The sequence below is a fragment of the Deferrisoma palaeochoriense genome (genome assembly GCF_054656955.1).
This window is the reverse complement of record NZ_BAAHXI010000035.1, coordinates 1-16,585: the sequence shown is the minus strand read 5'-3', so window position 1 is coordinate 16,585 and position 16,585 is coordinate 1. Positions and strand designations below refer to the sequence as shown.

Here is a 16,585-nt window from a genome sequence, read left to right as displayed (position 1 = left end):
CCTCATGCGAATCGGGATCCAGCTCAAGGTGGGCGGCTTTCTTCTCGGCGTGCTGGCGCTCGCGTTCGGGGTGAGCACCTGGGTCGCCACGACCCGCGCCACCCGCGCCATGGAGGAACTGGGCCGCGCCAGCGCCCTGGAGCTCGCCGACGCGGCCGCGGCCCAGGCCCGAAACGTGTTCACAAGCCTCGAAACCGGCACCAAGGGGTCCCTGGAGCGGGGCGAGATGGACCAGTTCCAGCACCTCCTGGGCGACCTGGGGACGATCGAGGGGGTGATCGAGATTGGCCTCCTCGACGCCCAGGGCGTCGTGGACTACGCGAGCCGCCCCGAATCGGTGAAGCAGCGGTTCCCGCGCCAGGAGTTCGAGCGCGCGGCGGCCCGCAAGGGCCTTACCGAGATGCAACGGGAGGGAGAGGTCGTCCTTTTGCGCTCCCACACGATGACCGCGGACTGCCTGCGCTGCCACGAGGAGGCCAAGGAGGGGGATCTGGCCGGGGTCCTCTACGTCCGGTACAGCCTCGCCCACCTCGCCCGGGCCGAGGAGAAGACCCGGCACCTCGTGGCCGCGTCGCGCCGGGGCATCGTGGCGACCGGAATCGTCACCGGCCTCTCGGGGCTCGCGGTGGCCTCCCTGGGCACCTGGTTCCTCCTGGGGCTCCGGGTCAGCCGGCCGATCCGGGCGCTTGCGGCCCGGGTGGACGAGATGGCCACGGGCGAGGCCGACCTCACCCGCCGCCTCCCCGTGAAAGGGCGGGACGAGATGGCCGAACTGGCCGGGGCGTTCAACCGGTTCCTCGCCAACCTCCAAACCCTGGTGCGCGAGGTCCTGGCCACCGCCGAGGCGGTGGCCGCCGGGGCCGAAGAGATCCTGGGGGCCAGCCGCGCCGCCCTCGAACAGGCCGAGGCCCAAAAGGACCGTACCCACGCGGCGGCCAGTTCGGCCGAAGAGATGAGCGCCACCGTGCTCCAGGTGGCGCGAGACACCCAGGAGGCGGCGGCCACGGCCCAGACCGCGTCGCAAACGGCGGAACAGGGCGGGACCACCGTGGCCCGGGGGGTGGAGGGCATGGCCCGCGTGGAGGATCGGGTTCGGGCCATCGCCGGCCAAGTCCGGGACCTGGGCGCGCGCGCCGAGGAGATCGGCACCGTGATGCAGGTCATCGAGGACATCGCCGACCAGACGAACCTGCTCGCCCTGAACGCGGCCATCGAGGCGGCCCGGGCCGGCGAGCACGGCCGGGGGTTCGCGGTGGTGGCCGACGAGGTCCGGAAGCTCGCGGAAAAGACCGGCCAGGCCACCCGCCGGGTCCGGGACACGATCGCCGGCATCCAAACCGAGACCGGCCGCGCCGTGGCATCTGTGGAGGAGGGGCTGGGGGAGGTCGAGGCTTCGAGCGCCCTGGTGCGGCAAGGGGGGGAGGCGCTCCGGGAGATCGTGGCCCAGATCGAGCAGACCGCCGACCGGGTGTCCCAGATCGCCACCGCCACCCAGCAGCAAAGCGCGGCGGTGGAGGAGATCAGCCGGAACCTCGACGCCGTGGCCGAGCTCGCCACCCGGCTCGCCGCCGCCGTGGAACAGACGCGGGGCACCGCCGAGCGGCTGGGCTCCCAGACCCTGAGCCTCAAGGGGCTCATGGCCCGGTTCACGGTGTAAGGCTCGCCGGTTCGGGGCGCGTAGGAGGGAAGGCCGGCCCCCGGGGGCCGTCAGCGCGACTGCGCCGACGGCTCCGCGCCGGGCTCCGACAGCGGGGTGACCCGCACGAGCAGCACCCGGTGGCCGGCCGTGCGCTCCACCGTGTACCGGTGCCCCCGGTATTCCACGGTCTCTCCGGCCTGGGGGATGTGCCCGAGCCGGGTCATCAGGAACCCGGCCAGCGTCACGTCGGGCTCGGTGGGGAGCCGAAGGCCCAGTTTCTGGTTCAGATCCCGGATCGGGGTGCCCCCGTGGACCAGAGCCTCGCCTCCGGGCAGGAACCGGATCGCGTCGGCCTCCACGTCGTGTTCGTCGCGGATCTCCCCCACGATCTCCTCGATCACGTCCTCGAGGGTCACGATCCCTTCCACCCCCCCGTATTCGTCCACCACCACGGCCATGTGGGTCCGGCGGGTCCGAAACTCGTAGAGCAGGCTCTCCAGGTCCTTGGTTTCGGGCACGAAAAACGGCTCCCGGGCCACCTGGGCGATGCCCGCTGCGGGGTCCCGGATCAGGAGGGCCACGGCGTCTCGGACGTGGGCGATGCCCACGAGATCGTCGAGGTTTTCCCGGTACACGGGGAGCCGGGTGTACCCCGTGCGGACGAAGGTTTCCACCGCCTCCTTGAGCGGGGTGGCCACGTCGATGGCCTGGACCCGCGTTCGCGGCACCATGATCTCCCGCACCTGTTGCCGGCCGATCCGGAAGATCCCGTGGAGCATCCGGCGCCGGGCCTCCTCCACCGAAGCTCCGGTGCCGTCCTCCAGGAGAACCCGGATCTCGTCCTCCGACAGGCTTTGGCGGGCCGCGGCCTCGGGCCTCGCCCCCATGAGGCGCAGCAGGCCGTTCGACACCAGGGTCACCGCGGCCACGAACGGGTAGAACAGCCGGCACAGCACCGCAAACACCGGGGCCACGGCCAGGGCCACCGCCTCGGGCCGCTGTGATGCGAAGGTCTTGGGGGCGATCTCGCTGAACACGAGGAGAAGGCAGGTCATCACCCCGGTGGCCACGGCGATCCCCTCCTCGCCGAACCACTGGATGGCCACGGCCGTGGCAAGGGCGGAGGCCGCGATGTTCACCAGGTTGTTCCCCACCAGAATCGTGCCGATCAGGTGATCTCGGCGGGCCAGGAGGGCCTCGTAGATCCGGGCCCGCATATCGCCGGCCCGGGCCCGGTAGCGCATCCGCCACCAGTCGGCGCCCAGTAGCGCGGTCTCCGACCCCGAGAAAAACGCCGACAGGACGAGGAGCACGACCAGCGCCCCCACGTGTTTCGGAACGTCGAACTCGCTCACGATGGGACTCCCGGGAAAAGCGGTCTACGGTCTCGTGGTCTTCGGCCGAGGGGCTCCCGCCCCCCGCCGGCGCGGGGTCCGAGGACGGGCTCGCCGAGGGCGGAAGGCCGGGCCAGGCGGGGCACCGGGGCCGGTCACGCCCGCAGGAGGTTGAGTTCGTAAAGGCTGCGGTACCATCCGCCCCGGCCCAAGAGTGCGTCGTGGCCTCCCTGCTCGACAACCCGGCCCCGGCGAAGAACCGCGATCCGATCCACCCGGCGCACGGTGCTCAGGCGATGGGCCACCACAAGCGAGGTCCGGCCTTGGAGCAGCGCGGCCAGGGCCTGCTCGATCTGGGCCTCGGTGGCCTGGTCCACCTCCGAGGTGGCCTCGTCGAGGATCAGGATCCGGGGGTCACCGGCCAGGGCCCGGGCGAACGCCACGAGCTGGCGTTGCCCGGAACTGAGCCCCGCCCCCTCCTCGCCGAGGAGAGTGTCGTAGCCGGCGGGCAGCCCCTCGATCATCTCGTGAAGCCCCACGGCCCGGGCCGCGGCCTCGACCTGGGCCGGCCCCACCCATTCCCGGCCCAGCCGGATGTTCTCGAACACCGTATCCCGGAGGAGGACCGGATCCTGGGGCACGAGCGCCACGTGGCGGGCAAACCACTCGGGGTCGAGCCGGGACCGGGGCACGCCGTCGATCCGGATCTCGCCCGCCCGGGGCGGGTAGAACCCGAGGAGCAGGTGGACGGCGGTCGTCTTGCCGGACCCGGTGGGCCCCACCAGGGCCACGGACTCCCCCGGCCGCACCACCAGGTCGAAGCCCCGGAGCACCTCGTCGTCGTCGCCGTACCCGAAGGTCACGTCATCGAACACGATCTCCCCCCGGATCGGGGGCCTGGCGCGGCCCCCCGGGGCCTCCGAGGGCTCGTCGAGGAACCCGGTGATCCGCTCCGCCGCGGCGAGGGACGCCTGGAGCACGTTCACCCGCTCGCCCACGTCCCGGAGCGGCCGGAAGAGCCGTTGCACGTACTCGAAGAACGCCACCAGGGCCCCGAAGGTCAGGGTCCCCCCGGCGGCGAACCCTGCGCCCCTCCAGAGGACCAAGGCCAGGGTCAGGGCGGAAAACAGCTCCACCAAGGGGAAGAAGAGGGCCTGCAGGGTCACCGAACGCACCTGGGCCCGCAGGTTCTCCTCCCCGCGCTCCTCGACCTGGCCGAGGCTCCAGGCCCTCGCCCCGAACAGCCGGACCACCTCGGCCCCCCGCAGGTGCTCGTGGATCGCCGCGGTGAGCCGGGCCGTGGCCTCCCGGGCGTTGCGGTAGGCCTCGCGCATGCCCCGCCGGATCCACTCGGAGGCGCCGAGGAGCACCGGGAACACCGCGAGCACCGTGAGGGCCAGCCCGGCATGGAGCCGGAACAAAACGGCCAGGATCCCCAGGACCAGGACGATGTCCCCCAAAACCCCCACGAGCCCGGCGCTAAAGAGGTCCGCCAGCACGGCCACGTCGGAGGATACCCGCGACACCACCGTGCCCGCCGGGGTCCGGTCGAGCCGGTCCATCGGAAGCCGCAGGGCCTTGGCGAAGAGCCGCTCCCGCAGGTCCCGCAGGATCCGCTCTCCCCGGGTGCGAAGGAGCACCGTCTGCCCGGCCTCCACGGCCCCGACCCCGGCCTGCACGAGGAGGTACAGGGCCGCAAGCCCGGCGAGCCCCCCCGCGTCGGCCCGGGCCACCGGGCCGTCGATGGCGAGCTTTACGAGATAGGGGCCGGCCATGCGGCCCAAGGCGCCGAGGGCCATCAGCCCCACGCCGGCCGCGAGCGCCCGGCGGTACGGCCGGGTCAGAGGCCAGAGTTCGGCCAGGAGCCGCCAGTCCCCCGGCCTCACCGGCCGCGCCGCCGGTGCGTGGGGTCTCACGGCGCCTCCTCGAGCTCGCGCCGGAGCTCCTCCTCCCGGTAGAGCCGGCGGTAGGCCGGGAGTTGGCGCCACAGTTCCCCGTGGGTGCCCCGAGCCACGATCCGGCCCCGCTCCAGGAACCACACCCCGTCGGCCTCCTCCACCTCGAAGGCCCGGTGGCTCACCACCACCAGGGTGCGGCCCCGGAAGCGCCGCCGGACGCGGCCGAGGACCTCCCGGGCCGTTCGCGCGTCGAGGTTCGAGAGGCTCCCGTCCAGCACGAGGACGTCCGGGTCGCCGTAGAGGGCCCGGGCGATCCCAAGGCGCTGGCGCTGCCCCCCGGAGAGGGTGATCCCGCCCTCCCCCACCCGGGCGTCGAGCCCGCCCGGAAGCGAGCGCACGTCGGCGTCGAGCCCGGCCAGCGCCAGGACCTCCCAGATCCGGTCGTCGTCCCGGGGCCGGCCCAGGAGCACATTGGCGGCCACCGAGTCGGAAAAGAAAAAATCCTCCTGGGGAACCACCGCCAGGTGGCGGCGCAGGGCGGGGTCGGCCACCCGGTCGAGGGCCGCGCCGTGGATCTCGATCGTGCCCCGCTGGGGCCGGCGCAACCGGGCCACGAGGGACACCAGGGTGCTCTTGCCCGACGCCGTGGGCCCCACCAGGGCCCACATGCCCCCCTCGGGAAGCGCCCAATCGACCCCGGCCACGGCCGGGGCGGCCGCCTCCGGATAGGTGTAGGTCACCCCCTCGGCCCGCACGCACACCCCCGCCGGGGGCGGCAGGGGTGCCCCCGGTTCGGGCTCCGCCGGCCAGCGCCGGACCTCCTCCAACCGGCCCAGGGCGGCCGCCCCCCGCTGCACCAGGCTCAGGGTCCAGCCGAGGGCCACCATGGGCCAGATCAGCATGGCAAGGTAGGCGCTGAAGGCCACGAACCCGCCCAGGGACAGGGCCCCCGTGGCGACCCAGTATCCTCCGAGGCCCAGCACGGCCACGTGGCCCAGGCCGGCGAGCACGCCCACCGCCGGGAACACGGCCGCCCAGGCCCAGACCACCCGTTCCCGGGCCCGGCACAGGGCCTCGTTCTCGCCCCGGAACCGTTCCTCCTGCCACCGCTCCCGGCGCATGGCCCGCAGCAGCCGGACCGCGGTGAGGGTCTCGTGGACCCGGTCGGCCACCGCCCCGGCGGCCCGGTCGGCCGCCAGGAACCTCCGGTGGAGCCGGGGGCTCATCCGCCGGACGACCCAGGCGATGGCCGGAAACGGCGCCAGGGCCACGGCGGTGAGCCCCGGGTGGATCCGCCACAGGAGCACCGCCGTGCCGGAGCCCACCAGGAGGGTCTGGCACAGATTGAGCCATCCCGCCCCCAGGAAAAGCCTTAGATCCTGGAGGTCGTGGAGGGCCCGGCTCACGAGATCACCCCTGCGGGCCCGGTCCAGGGTCTCGAGGGGCAACCGCAGCACGTGGCCCACGTACGCCATGCGCAGGTCGTGCTCCACGGCCCGGGCCGCCCCCAGGGTGAGCCGACGGGACGCAAACCGAAACAGGGCCTGTCCGGCGGCGAGTCCGCCCAGCAGGAGGGCGAGGCCCAGAACGTCTCCCTCCCCCCCGGCCAGGGCGTCCACCCCCCGGCGCAGCACCTGGGGGCCCGCCAACTGCAGGGCCACGGAGAACACCAACGCGACAAAACCCCATGCGAACGACTTCGCATGGGGTCGCAGGTGGGGAACGAGGGGTCGGAACGTCTGGATCACACCGGCGAACTCACCTGCCCGAGGCCCCCTCCCGGGCCTCCACGACCTCGGCGTTGAACTTCACAGCCCCCTCGGGCGCCGGCAGGAACACCACCATGAACGGCACCCGCCCCCCGGGCCGGATGTCCATGTTGCTCAGGCCCTCCCCCACCTCGTTCTGGAGCCGGGCCTCGAGGTCGGCCGGCGAAAGGGTGGCGAGATCCTTCTCCGTGAGCACATTCCCGCAGTACACCTCCCGGGAGGCCAGCGTGCGGCCGCGGTCGTCGAACAGGTTTCCCCGCACCCGCACCAGGCTCTGGGGCGCCTGGGACCGGTTCCACACCTCCCCGCGGATCACGAACACCCGCCGCCCCCCCGCGAGATCCCGGTAGTACCCCTCGACGTTCTGCACGGCCAGCCGGGCCCCCACGGCCCGGCGGTGCCACAGGGCCCGGATCTTCGAGGGGCTCAGGAACGTAAAGGCCTCGGGGTGCCGGTACACGTTGTACCCGGTGAACCCGAGGGCTCCCGCAATGGCCAGAACCACCACCCAGAAGAGCGGCGACCGGCGCCGGTCCCGGGCCACGAGGGGCGACCGGCCCGCCCCCTCGGGCCGGCTCCGGGGGCCCCGCTGGAGATCCAGGCGGGGCATGTCGTCGGCCAGCCCCTGCACCTGTACGCCCGCCTGCCGATGGGGGGGTACGAGGTCGTCCTCCCTCACCCGTTCCAGTTCCGGCTCGGGCTCGGCGGCGCCCGGCTCGGGCCCGCCGGCGTCGGCCTCGAAATCCGCGAGATCGAGCTCCCCCAACGAGGGCAGGTCGTCCACCGCCGGGATCTCGGCCTCCGGCCGGGCGGCCTCCCCGGCCTTTTCGCCGGCCGGCTCCGCAGCAAAGTCCCCCAGATCCAGGTCTTCGAGGGAGGGCAGGTCGTCGAGGGGCGGGACCTCGGGCTCGGTCTGCGGCGCCGAAGGGGCGGCGGGTTCCCCGGAGCCTTCCGCGAGGTCCAGCTCCCCCACGGGCGGCAGGTCTTCGAAATCCGGGATCTGCGGCCCTCCCTCCGGTCCCTTCCCCCCCGCCGCCTCGTCCCCGCCTGGCGCGGCCGCCGCTCCCCCCGAAGCGAAGTCCTCGAACCTCGCCTCCGGAGGCTCGGGGGGGGCCTCCGGCCTCCGGCGCACCGCGAACAGGTGGGCGCACCGGGAACACCGGATCTTCACGGCCCCCCGGGAGAGCTTCTCGTCCGGCACCTCGTAGCGGGCCCGGCACTTGGGGCAGGATACCTGCATGGCGCCTCGGATCCGTGGGAAGGGGAACGCCACCCTCTCGGGCTAAAACCTCGGGGCATACTAGCCGAAGAGGTAGGGGAGCGCAATAACGCCGCCGGAGCGTCCCGGCGGCCGCCGACCGCAACGGGAGACGAGATGGCCGAACCCAACGACGCCTGTCCGCCCGAACTCCGGGGACTCCTGGAGCGCAGAACGCGCGAACTGGAGACCCTGGTCGAGATCGGGAAGGCCCTGACCTCGACCCTGGACCTCAAGGAGGTCCTGAGCATCATCATGGACAAGGTGGGCCAGCTTCTTCGGCCCAAAACCTGGTCGCTCCTCCTCGTGGACGAGCGCACCGGCGAGCTCACCTTCGAGATCGCGGTGTCCCCGGCGGCCGACCGCCTGAAGGACATCCGCCTCCAGAAGGGGGAGGGCATCGCCGGGTGGGTCGCCCTCCACGGGAACCCCCTGCTCATCTCCGACGTCCGCCAGGACCCGCGGTTTGCGCCCAAGGTGGACGAGGCGGTGCAGTTCAACACCCGGTCCATCGTGTGCGTGCCGCTGAAAAGCAAAAACCGGGTTCTGGGGGTGATCGAACTCGTGAACCCCCTGGACGAGCGCACATTCACCGAGGCCGACCTGCAGATCCTTTCGACCATCGCCGACTACGCGGCCATCGCCATCGAGAACGCCCGGTACGTGGAGAAGGTGCGGGATCTGGTGGTCACCGACGACCTCACCGGGCTCTACAACGCCCGCTACCTCCTGGACGTGCTCGACTACGAACTCGACCGGGCCCGACGGTACGGGTACCCGGTGTCGCTCGTGTTCCTGGACCTCGATTATTTCAAGGATGTGAACGACACCTACGGACACCTGGTGGGAAGCCGGCTCCTCACCGAGGTCGGCCGGGTGATCCGGTCCCACGTGCGCAAGGCCGATGTGGCCGTGCGGTACGGGGGCGACGAGTTTGTGGTGGTGCTCCCCAACACCCCGAAGGAGGGGGCCGTCCAGATGGCCTCGAACCTGCGCAACCGAATCCGGTCGCGGTACTTCCTGCAGGACGAAGGCTACCGCATCCGGATCACGGCAAGCTTCGGGGTGGCGACCTTCCCCGACGACGCCCAGACGAAGCTGGCCCTGGTGCGGCTCGCCGACCAGGCCATGTACCGGGTCAAGGAAACGAGCCGCGACGGGGTGTCGGCGGCCGAGGTACCGGCCCACCCGTCCGCGACCCGTTCCTGACCGACACAAAGGAGAGACCGGCATGGCCCCTCGAAACGGAATCCGACAACCGACCGGTTGGTTTTGCGGGGTGCCTCGCCGCGCTCCTGTGCCTGGGGTGGGTACCGGCCGCCGCCGGGGAGGGCGGGGGGCTCACGACCATGAGCCTCGAGGAACTCCTTTCCACGGAGGTCACCACCGTGAGCCGCCGGGCCGAGGTCCTGTCCGACGCGCCGGCCGCGGTCACGGTCGTCACGGCCGAGGACCTCCGTCGGTCCGGGGCCACGAGCGTGCCTGAGGCGCTCCGGCTCGTGCCCGGGGTCGAGGTGGCCCGCATCGACGCCAACAAATGGGCCGTGAGCGCCCGGGGGTTCAACGGACGGTTCTCCAACAAACTCCTGGTGCTCGTGGACGGCCGCACGGTGTACACGCCGCTCTTCTCCGGCGTCCACTGGGATGCGCAGGATCTTCCGCTGGACGATGTGGAACGCATCGAGGTGATCCGGGGGCCCGGGGCCACCCTGTGGGGCGCGAACGCCGTGAACGGGGTGATCAACATCATCACCCGCCACGCCAAGGACACCCTGGGGACCCGCATCACCCTGGGCGGGGGAACCGAGGAACGGGGCTTCGTGAACCTGCGGCACGGATTCGCGGTGGGGAACGCCTTCGGCCGGGTGTGGGCGCGGGGGTTCGGTCGGGACGCCTCGGTGGACACGAACGGCCGGGACGCCCACGACGCGTGGCAGGGCCTCCGGGGCGGGTGGCGCCTCGACGGGGGGATGGCGGGCGCCTCGACCTGGATGGTCCAGGGCGAGGCCTACCACGAGGCCGTGCAGAGCCGCACCCGGGCCCTGGTGGGGCCCGGGGACCCCGCGCGGGAGTTCGACGAGGAGGATCACGTCCGGGGGGCCTACGCGCTGGGCCGCTGGAACCGGTGGTTCTCCCCCACCGCGGAACTCTCGGTCCAGGCCTACTACGACCGCACCGACCGCTCCTCCGACGTCCTGGGCGAGGTGCGGGACACCTGGGACCTCGATCTGCAGCACCGCTTCACCCTGGGGGACGCCACGAGATCGTGTGGGGCCTGGGGGCGCGGCTCACCCGGGACCGGTTGGACGACAGCTACGCCGCCGAGGTGTCCGACGACCGCCGGACCGACCGGCTCTGGAGCGCCTTCCTCCAGGACGAGATCGATCTCGTGCCGGGCCGGGTGCGCCTGACCCTGGGCTCCAAGTTCGAACACAACGACTACACCGGGGCCGAGGTGCAGCCCAACGCCAGGGCCCTGTGGGTGGTGACCCCGCGCCACCGGGTGTGGGCCGCCGTGAGCCGGGCCGTGCGCACCCCGAGCCGCGCGGAGGCCGACATCCGGTTCCGGATGACCCGCTTGGAGCCCACGGGGGAAATGCCCGTGCCGGTGGAGATCCACCTGGTGGGGAACGAGGAGTTCGAAAGCGAGAAGCTCACGGCGTACGAACTGGGCTACCGGGGCACGTTCGGGCGGACCTTTACCGCCGACGCGACCGCGTTCTGGCACGCTTACCGGGACCTGCGCACCGTGGAGCCCGTGGGAGACCCCACCCCCGGGGCCGGAGGGATCTGGGTCCAGGAGATGACCGCCGAGAACCGGATGCGGGGTGCGGTCTACGGCACCGAACTGGAAACGGGTTGGCACCCGACCGAGTGGTGGCGGCTCCGGCTCTCCTACACCTGGCTGGTGCTCCGGCTCACCCCGGAGGACGAAAGCCGGGACACCCTATCCGAGGCGGCGGAGGGCGAGGCACCCCGAAACCAGGTGTCCCTCCTGTCGTCCTGGGATCTCCCGGCCGGGTGGGAACTGGACCTTTGGGTGCGTCACGTGGCCGGGCTCCCCGGCCTCGGCGTGGACGCCTACACCACGGCCGACCTGCGCATCGGGTGGACGCCGCTGCCGGGCCTCACCGTGTCCCTGGTCGGCCAGAACCTCCTGGACGCCGCGCACCCCGAGTTCACCCCGGACATCCTCTCCACGGTGCCGGCGGAGGTGGAGCGGTCGGTGTACGCCCGGGTGACCTGGACCCATTGAGGCGACCGGCATGGCGTTGACCCGCCGCGAGTTCCTGGCCGCCATCGCAGCGGTGCCCCTCGTCTCCCGGCTCGGCTTCGCCGAGGGGGGCCTCGCCGAAGCCGAGATCAAGGCGGCCATCGTCCTCAACCTCGCCCGGTTCACCGACTGGCCCCCCGGCACCTTCCCGGTCGCGGCGAGCCCGCTTCGGGTGTGCCTCCTGGGCGACGATCCCGTGACCCAGGCGCTTGCGGGCCTCGCGGGCGAGACGGTCAAGGGCCACCCCGTCGAGACCCAGCGGCTGGAGGCCCTGACCGCGCTCGACGGCTGCCACGTCGCGTACGTGGCGGCCCCGGAGCGAAAGCGGGCGGCCGAGGTGATCGCCGCGATTCGGGGCAAACCGGTCCTCTCGGTGGCGGACATCGAGGGGTTCGCGACCTGGGGAGGAGCGGTGAGCTTCTGGCATATGGGCGGCCGGGTACGGATCGATGTGAACCGGGCGGCGCTTCGGCGGGGCGGTCTGGAGCTCAGTTCCAAAGTGCTGCGCCTCGCCCGGCTCGTGGAGGAACTCCGATGAGGGTGCGGGCGTTCGCAAACCTTCCGGTGCGTTGGAAGCTCCTCCTCGCGGTGGCGGTGCCGACCGCCCTCGTGGCCCTCGTGGTCACCGGGGTGCTCGGGGTCCAGAGGGTCCGGGACAAAACCTCCCAGGCCGCCAACGAACTCACGGCCCTGGCCCGGGTGCTCGCGGTGAACGTGTCGGCACCCCTGGCGTTCCAGGACACCAAGGCCGCCGAGGAGACCCTCTCGGCCCTTCGGGCCCACCCCATCGTGACCGAGGCGGCCGTCCTCACGCCGGGTGGGCGGCCCTTCGCCGCCTACCCCGCGGGGGCATCGGCGCCGTTTCCCGCCGGGGTCCTGCGGGAGTCCGCCGTCCGGTGGGAGGGGGCTGAACTCGTCGTGGGCACGCCGGTGGAGCTTGACGGCCGGCCGATCGGGGCCCTTTGGCTCCGGGCCGATCTACGGGCCTGGCGCCGCGCGCTCGCTCGCGACCTCCTCGCGTCGTCCGGTTTGGCGGCGGGGATCCTGGCCCTGGCGCTCGCCTTGGCCCTGCGGGCTTCAGGCCGCCGTGGCTCGGCCGCTGCAGGATCTCGCCTCCGCCATGGAACGGGTGACCCGGGACGGACGCTTCGACCTCAGGGTCCAACCCCAGGGCACGGACGAGATCGGCGGGCTGTGCCTGGGGTTCAACGAGATGCTCGAACAGCTCGAGGTCCGGGACCGGGAGCTTGCCGCCCACCGGGAGCGGCTGGAGGACCTCGTGGCCCGGCGCACGGCCGAACTCGAGCGGACCAACGAGGAACTCGAACGCACGGTGGAGCGGCTGCGGGAGGCCAAGGAGGCGGCCGAGGAGGCGAGCCGGGCCAAGAGCCGGTTCCTGGCGAACATGAGCCACGAGATCCGCACCCCCATGAACGGGGTGCTCGGGATGCTGGATCTCCTGCTCTCCACCCGGCTCGACGCCTGCCAGGAGCGGTTCGTGCGCACCGCCGAGCGTTCGGCCGAGCACCTGCTGGCGCTCCTGAACGACATCCTCGACTTCTCCAAGGCCGAGGCCGGCCGGCTGGAGCTGGAGGTGATCGAACTCTCCCCGGCCGCTCTGGTGGAGGACGTGGCCGACACCTTCAGCGAGGCGGCGCACGCCAAGGGCCTGGAGCTGGCCGTGCGCCTCGACCCCGAGCTCCCGACCCTCGTGCGGGGCGACCCGGTGCGGCTCCGGCAGGTCCTCCACAACCTGGTGGGAAACGCGGTCAAGTTCACCCCCCAGGGGGAGGTGGTGGTCTCGGCCGAGGTCACGGCCCGGTCGGCCCGGCGGGCCGAGATCCGCTTCGAGGTGGCCGACACCGGGATCGGGATCCCGGAAGCCGCCCAACCCCACATTTTCGAGGCGTTCACCCAGGCCGACGGCTCCACCACCCGGCGGTTCGGGGGCACGGGGTTGGGGCTCGCGATCTCCCGGCACCTGGTCGAACGGATGGGCGGGGAGATCGGGTTCGAGAGCCGGGAGGGGGTGGGGAGCCGGTTCTGGTTCGCGGTGCCCTTCGAGATCGCCGAGGAGGCGGAGGAGGAGACACGCGGGCCCGGGGGGCTTCGGGTGCTCGTGGTGGACGACAACGCGACGAACCGGGAGATCCTCGCCGAGCAACTCGGGCGCTGGGGGGCCGAGGCCCTGTGCGCGGCCGACGGCCCCACGGCTCTGGAGGTCCTGGAACGGGCGGCCCGGGACGGGCGGCTCCCCGACCTCGCGATTCTTGACATGGTCATGCCGGACATGGACGGCATCGACCTCGCGGCACGGATGGCCGAGGACCCGCGGTGGGCCGGCATCCGAAAAGTCCTCCTCACCTCTTCGGCCGATCCCAAGGCCTTCGACGAAGCGGCTCGGGCCGGGGTGGCGGCGGTACTCCGGAAGCCGGTACGGCCCACCGAACTGCGCCGCCTCCTCAGCGGGGCCGGCGCGGGCCCCGGCGAGGAACACGTCCGGGCGGGTGCGGCCGCCGCCCCCGCGACCCACTTCGACGCCCGGGTGCTCCTGGCCGAGGACAACCCGACGAACCAGGTGGTGGCGCGGGGACTCCTGGAGGAGATGGGCTGCCGGGTGGACGTGGTGCCCGACGGACGGGCCGCCGTGGAGGCCTGGGCGAAGGGGGGCTATGATCTCATCCTCATGGACTGCCAGATGCCGGGGATGAGCGGGTACGACGCGACCCGGGAGATCCGGCGTCGGGGGGGCACCGTGCCGATCGTCGCCCTCACCGCCCACGCCATGGCCGGCGACCGGGAGGCGTGCCTGGCGGCCGGCATGGACGACTACCTGGCCAAGCCGTTCCGGAGGGCGCAGTTGGCCGAACTGCTGGGCCGGTGGCTTCCGGCCGCCCCGCCCACCGGGGCGCCGGCGGTGAACGAGGCGGCCCTCGCGGACCTAGGGCCGGGCCTCGCCGGGGAGGTGGCCCGGGCGTTTCTGGCGTCGTCGGGCCGGCTCGTGGCGCGGATCCGGGAGGGGCTCGACGGGGGCGACCCCTCGGATGCCCGGGAGGCCGCACACGCGCTGAAATCCGCGGCCGGGAACGTGGGGGCCGAGGGACTCCACGAGCGGTGCCGGGCGATCGACCAGGCGCTGCGGGCCGGCGATGTGGAGGAGGCACGGCGAACGGCCGAGGGGCTCCAGGGGGTGTACCAGGAGGTGGCCGAGGCGCTCGCGAAGTGGGCCTCGGCCCGGGAGGGGGAAACGCACCATGGAACGCGCTGAGAAACGGCCGCTGGCCCTCGTGGCCGACGACGAACCGACCACCCGGATCCTGATCCGGGCAACCCTGGAGCACGCGGGGTTCGCCGTGGTGGAGGCCGCGGACGGGGAGGCCGCCTGGGAGGCGTTCACCGCCTCGCCCCCGGACCTCGTGCTCCTCGACGTCCGAATGCCGGGCATCGACGGGCTGACGCTGTGCAAACAGATCCGGCGCCACCCGGAAGGCCCCGCCATACCCGTGGTCGTCATCACCGACCGGGACGATCAGGAGGCGCTGGCCGCCGCCTTCGACGCCGGGGCCACGGACTTTCTGGGCAAACCCCTGAGCTGGAGGCTCCTCGGGCACCGGATCCGACACATCCACAGGGCCAGCCGGGCATTCCGCCGTGTGGCCGAAAGCGAGCGGCGTCTGCGGGCCCTCCTGGAGGCTCTTCCCGATCTCCTCTTGCGGATCGACGCCGACGGCACCTACCGGGACGCCTCGGCCCCACCGGGCTTTCCCCTGGCCGAAGAGGCCCGGCAGGCCGTCGGGCACCGCATCGGCCCGAACGGACCGCTCCCCCCCGATGCGCTCGCCGTCGTGCAGGAGTGCGCGGCCGCCGCCCAGGGGGGGCACCTGGAGTTCGAGGTGGAGCGCGACGGCCGCCGCCATGTGTTCGAGGCCCGGTTCGCCCCGGCCTCGGGAGCGGAGGTGCTCGCGGTCGTCCGCGACATCACCCACGAGGCAGAACTCGAACGCCAACTCGCGGTGTCCCAGAAACTCCAGGCCCTCGGGGTGCTGGCCGGGGGCATCGCCCACGAGCTCAACAACCTTCTCCAGCCCATCCTGGGCTATGCCGACCTGGTGGCGGGCAAACTCCCCCCCGAGTCCCGTGAAGCCGAGAACCTGCAGAAGCTCACCCGGGCGGCCGAACGGGCCCGGGACCTCGTGGCCCGTGTGCTCGCCTTCGGCCGCGACCGGCCCCGGGCCCCCCGAATCGTGGACCTTGCCGATATCGCGGGGGAAGCCGCCGCCCTCATGGAGGCCACCCTGCCGGCGAACATCCAGGTCTCGTTCACCGCGGATCCCGGGGCAGAGGGCCGCGTATTCGCCGACCCGACCGAGCTTCACCAGGTCGTCCTGAACCTCTGCACCAACGCCGCCCACGCGATCGGGAAGCGGGAGGGCCGGATCGAGATCCGCGTACTCCAGCCGAAGGAGCAGGGAGGCGCCCCCCCGCCGGGGCTCCCCGAGGGGCCCTCCGCCGTGCTCACCGTCACCGATACGGGCGAAGGCATCCCCCCGGAGCTCCAACCCCGGATCTTTGAGCCGTTCTTCACCACCAAGCCCCCGGGCCAGGGAACGGGTCTGGGGCTGGCGCTGGTGCACAGCGTGGTGACGGCCGCCGGCGGGCGCGTCACCCTCCGAAGCAGCCCCGGGAAAGGCACCGAGTTTCGCCTCTATTTCCCGGTGGCCGAGGCGGCTGCGGCCGCACCGCCCCCCGCGGCCCCCGCCCCGCTGCCCGGCCGGCCGGGCGGCGGCACCGTTCTGTTCGTGGACGACGAGGAGACGATCCGGGAGCTCGCGGCCGAGGCCCTGGAAGAGGCCGGCTTCCGGGTCGTCACGGCCGGCAGCCTCGCCGAGGCCCGCCGTCATCTGGACCGCCCGGACCTCGTCGCGGCGGTGCTCGACCAGACCCTCCCCGACGGCCGCGGCACGGGGTTTCTCCCGGAGCTCTGGGGCCGGCATCCGGGGCTCCCCGTCGTGCTCTGCACCGGATTCGACCCGGAGCTGGGCCCCGAAAAGGCGGCCGAACTGGAGCTGGCCGGGTTCGCTTGGAAGCCCCTTCGCACCCCGGAGCTCGTGGAACTCGTCCGGGAGGCTCTCAAGGGCTGAGGATAGATCCCGCAAAAGGAAAGCGCCCCCGGGAGGGGTGACCTCCACGGGGGCGCTTCGTCGAAAAGGCTCGGCGGCGACCTACTCTCCCACCCAGTTGCCCAGGCAGTACCATCGGCGCTGAGGGGCTTAACGGCCGTGTTCGGAATGGGAACGGGTGTGTCCCCCTCGCTATCGCCACCGAAAAAGATCAACAACCTCATCGGGCCTCGGTTCCACACGCTTCGCCACGCTCGCGCCTCGCCTCACACGCTCGACCCACGCCCCCTCGA

Annotated in this window: 11 protein-coding genes, 1 rRNA gene and 1 pseudogene; 8 read left to right on the top strand and 5 right to left on the bottom strand. The window is 72.5% G+C overall.

The features are described from left to right. The first annotated feature begins 4 nt into the window (after window positions 1–4). Window positions 5–1,657: a methyl-accepting chemotaxis protein gene (locus ACYQ8L_RS10865; RefSeq protein ID WP_459941815.1), complete on the top strand. Its 1,653-nt coding sequence runs from the start codon at window positions 5–7 to the stop codon at window positions 1,655–1,657. 50 nt (window positions 1,658–1,707) lie between these two features. Here ACYQ8L_RS10865 and ACYQ8L_RS10860 read toward each other — a convergent pair whose 3' ends face one another. From ACYQ8L_RS10860 to ACYQ8L_RS10845, 4 genes are all read right to left on the bottom strand, one after another. After that, window positions 1,708–2,994 (bottom strand): HlyC/CorC family transporter, encoded by a 1,287-nt coding sequence (locus tag ACYQ8L_RS10860; protein WP_459941814.1) that lies wholly within the window; start codon window positions 2,992–2,994, stop codon window positions 1,708–1,710. Between the two features lie 134 nt (window positions 2,995–3,128). After that, window positions 3,129–4,889, bottom strand: a complete 1,761-nt coding sequence (locus tag ACYQ8L_RS10855) for an ABC transporter ATP-binding protein (protein WP_459941813.1) — start codon at window positions 4,887–4,889, stop codon at window positions 3,129–3,131. After that, entirely contained in the window at window positions 4,886–6,619 is a 1,734-nt protein-coding gene (locus tag ACYQ8L_RS10850; protein WP_459941812.1) for an ABC transporter ATP-binding protein, read from the bottom strand. Before ACYQ8L_RS10850 ends, ACYQ8L_RS10855 begins: the two co-directional genes overlap by 4 nt. A 10-nt stretch (window positions 6,620–6,629) precedes the next feature. Beyond that, window positions 6,630–7,880 carry a DUF3426 domain-containing protein gene (locus ACYQ8L_RS10845; protein ID WP_459941811.1) on the bottom strand — a complete coding sequence of 417 codons (1,251 nt, stop codon included), beginning with the start codon at window positions 7,878–7,880 and terminating at the stop codon, window positions 6,630–6,632. 135 nt (window positions 7,881–8,015) lie between these two features. Between ACYQ8L_RS10845 and ACYQ8L_RS10840 the strand changes: the two genes are divergently transcribed. The 7 genes and pseudogenes from ACYQ8L_RS10840 to ACYQ8L_RS10810 all read left to right on the top strand — a co-directional run bounded on the left by ACYQ8L_RS10840 (window position 8,016) and on the right by ACYQ8L_RS10810 (window position 16,313). Continuing rightward, window positions 8,016–9,107 (top strand): GGDEF domain-containing protein, encoded by a 1,092-nt coding sequence (locus tag ACYQ8L_RS10840; protein ID WP_459941810.1) that lies wholly within the window; start codon window positions 8,016–8,018, stop codon window positions 9,105–9,107. Window positions 9,108–9,247: 140 nt separating this feature from the next. Beyond that, window positions 9,248–10,309, top strand: a complete 1,062-nt coding sequence (locus ACYQ8L_RS10835) for a TonB-dependent receptor plug domain-containing protein (protein WP_459941809.1) — start codon at window positions 9,248–9,250, stop codon at window positions 10,307–10,309. After that, the gene (locus tag ACYQ8L_RS10830) at window positions 10,201–11,154 is read left to right on the top strand and encodes a TonB-dependent receptor plug domain-containing protein (protein WP_459941841.1); all 954 of its coding nucleotides are present in this window, start codon (window positions 10,201–10,203) and stop codon (window positions 11,152–11,154) included. The genes ACYQ8L_RS10835 and ACYQ8L_RS10830 overlap by 109 nt, the downstream gene beginning before the upstream one ends. A gap of 10 nt (window positions 11,155–11,164) precedes the next feature. Then, entirely contained in the window at window positions 11,165–11,710 is a 546-nt protein-coding gene (locus tag ACYQ8L_RS10825; protein ID WP_459941808.1) for a YfiR family protein, read from the top strand. Further along, window positions 11,707–12,129 (top strand): annotated as a pseudogene (locus ACYQ8L_RS10820) (CHASE sensor domain-containing protein); the annotation flags it as partial. The gene ACYQ8L_RS10825 and the pseudogene ACYQ8L_RS10820, both read left to right, overlap by 4 nt. Before the next feature lie 130 nt (window positions 12,130–12,259). After that, window positions 12,260–14,440, top strand: a complete 2,181-nt coding sequence (locus ACYQ8L_RS10815) for a response regulator (RefSeq protein WP_459941807.1) — start codon at window positions 12,260–12,262, stop codon at window positions 14,438–14,440. Next, on the top strand, window positions 14,427–16,313 hold the full coding sequence (locus ACYQ8L_RS10810) for an ATP-binding response regulator (RefSeq protein WP_459941806.1): 1,887 nt from the start codon (window positions 14,427–14,429) through the stop codon (window positions 16,311–16,313). Before ACYQ8L_RS10815 ends, ACYQ8L_RS10810 begins: the two co-directional genes overlap by 14 nt. A 68-nt stretch (window positions 16,314–16,381) precedes the next feature. Here ACYQ8L_RS10810 and rrf read toward each other — a convergent pair. Beyond that, window positions 16,382–16,498 (bottom strand): 5S ribosomal RNA (rrf, locus tag ACYQ8L_RS10805). Window positions 16,499–16,585: the final 87 nt, after the last annotated feature.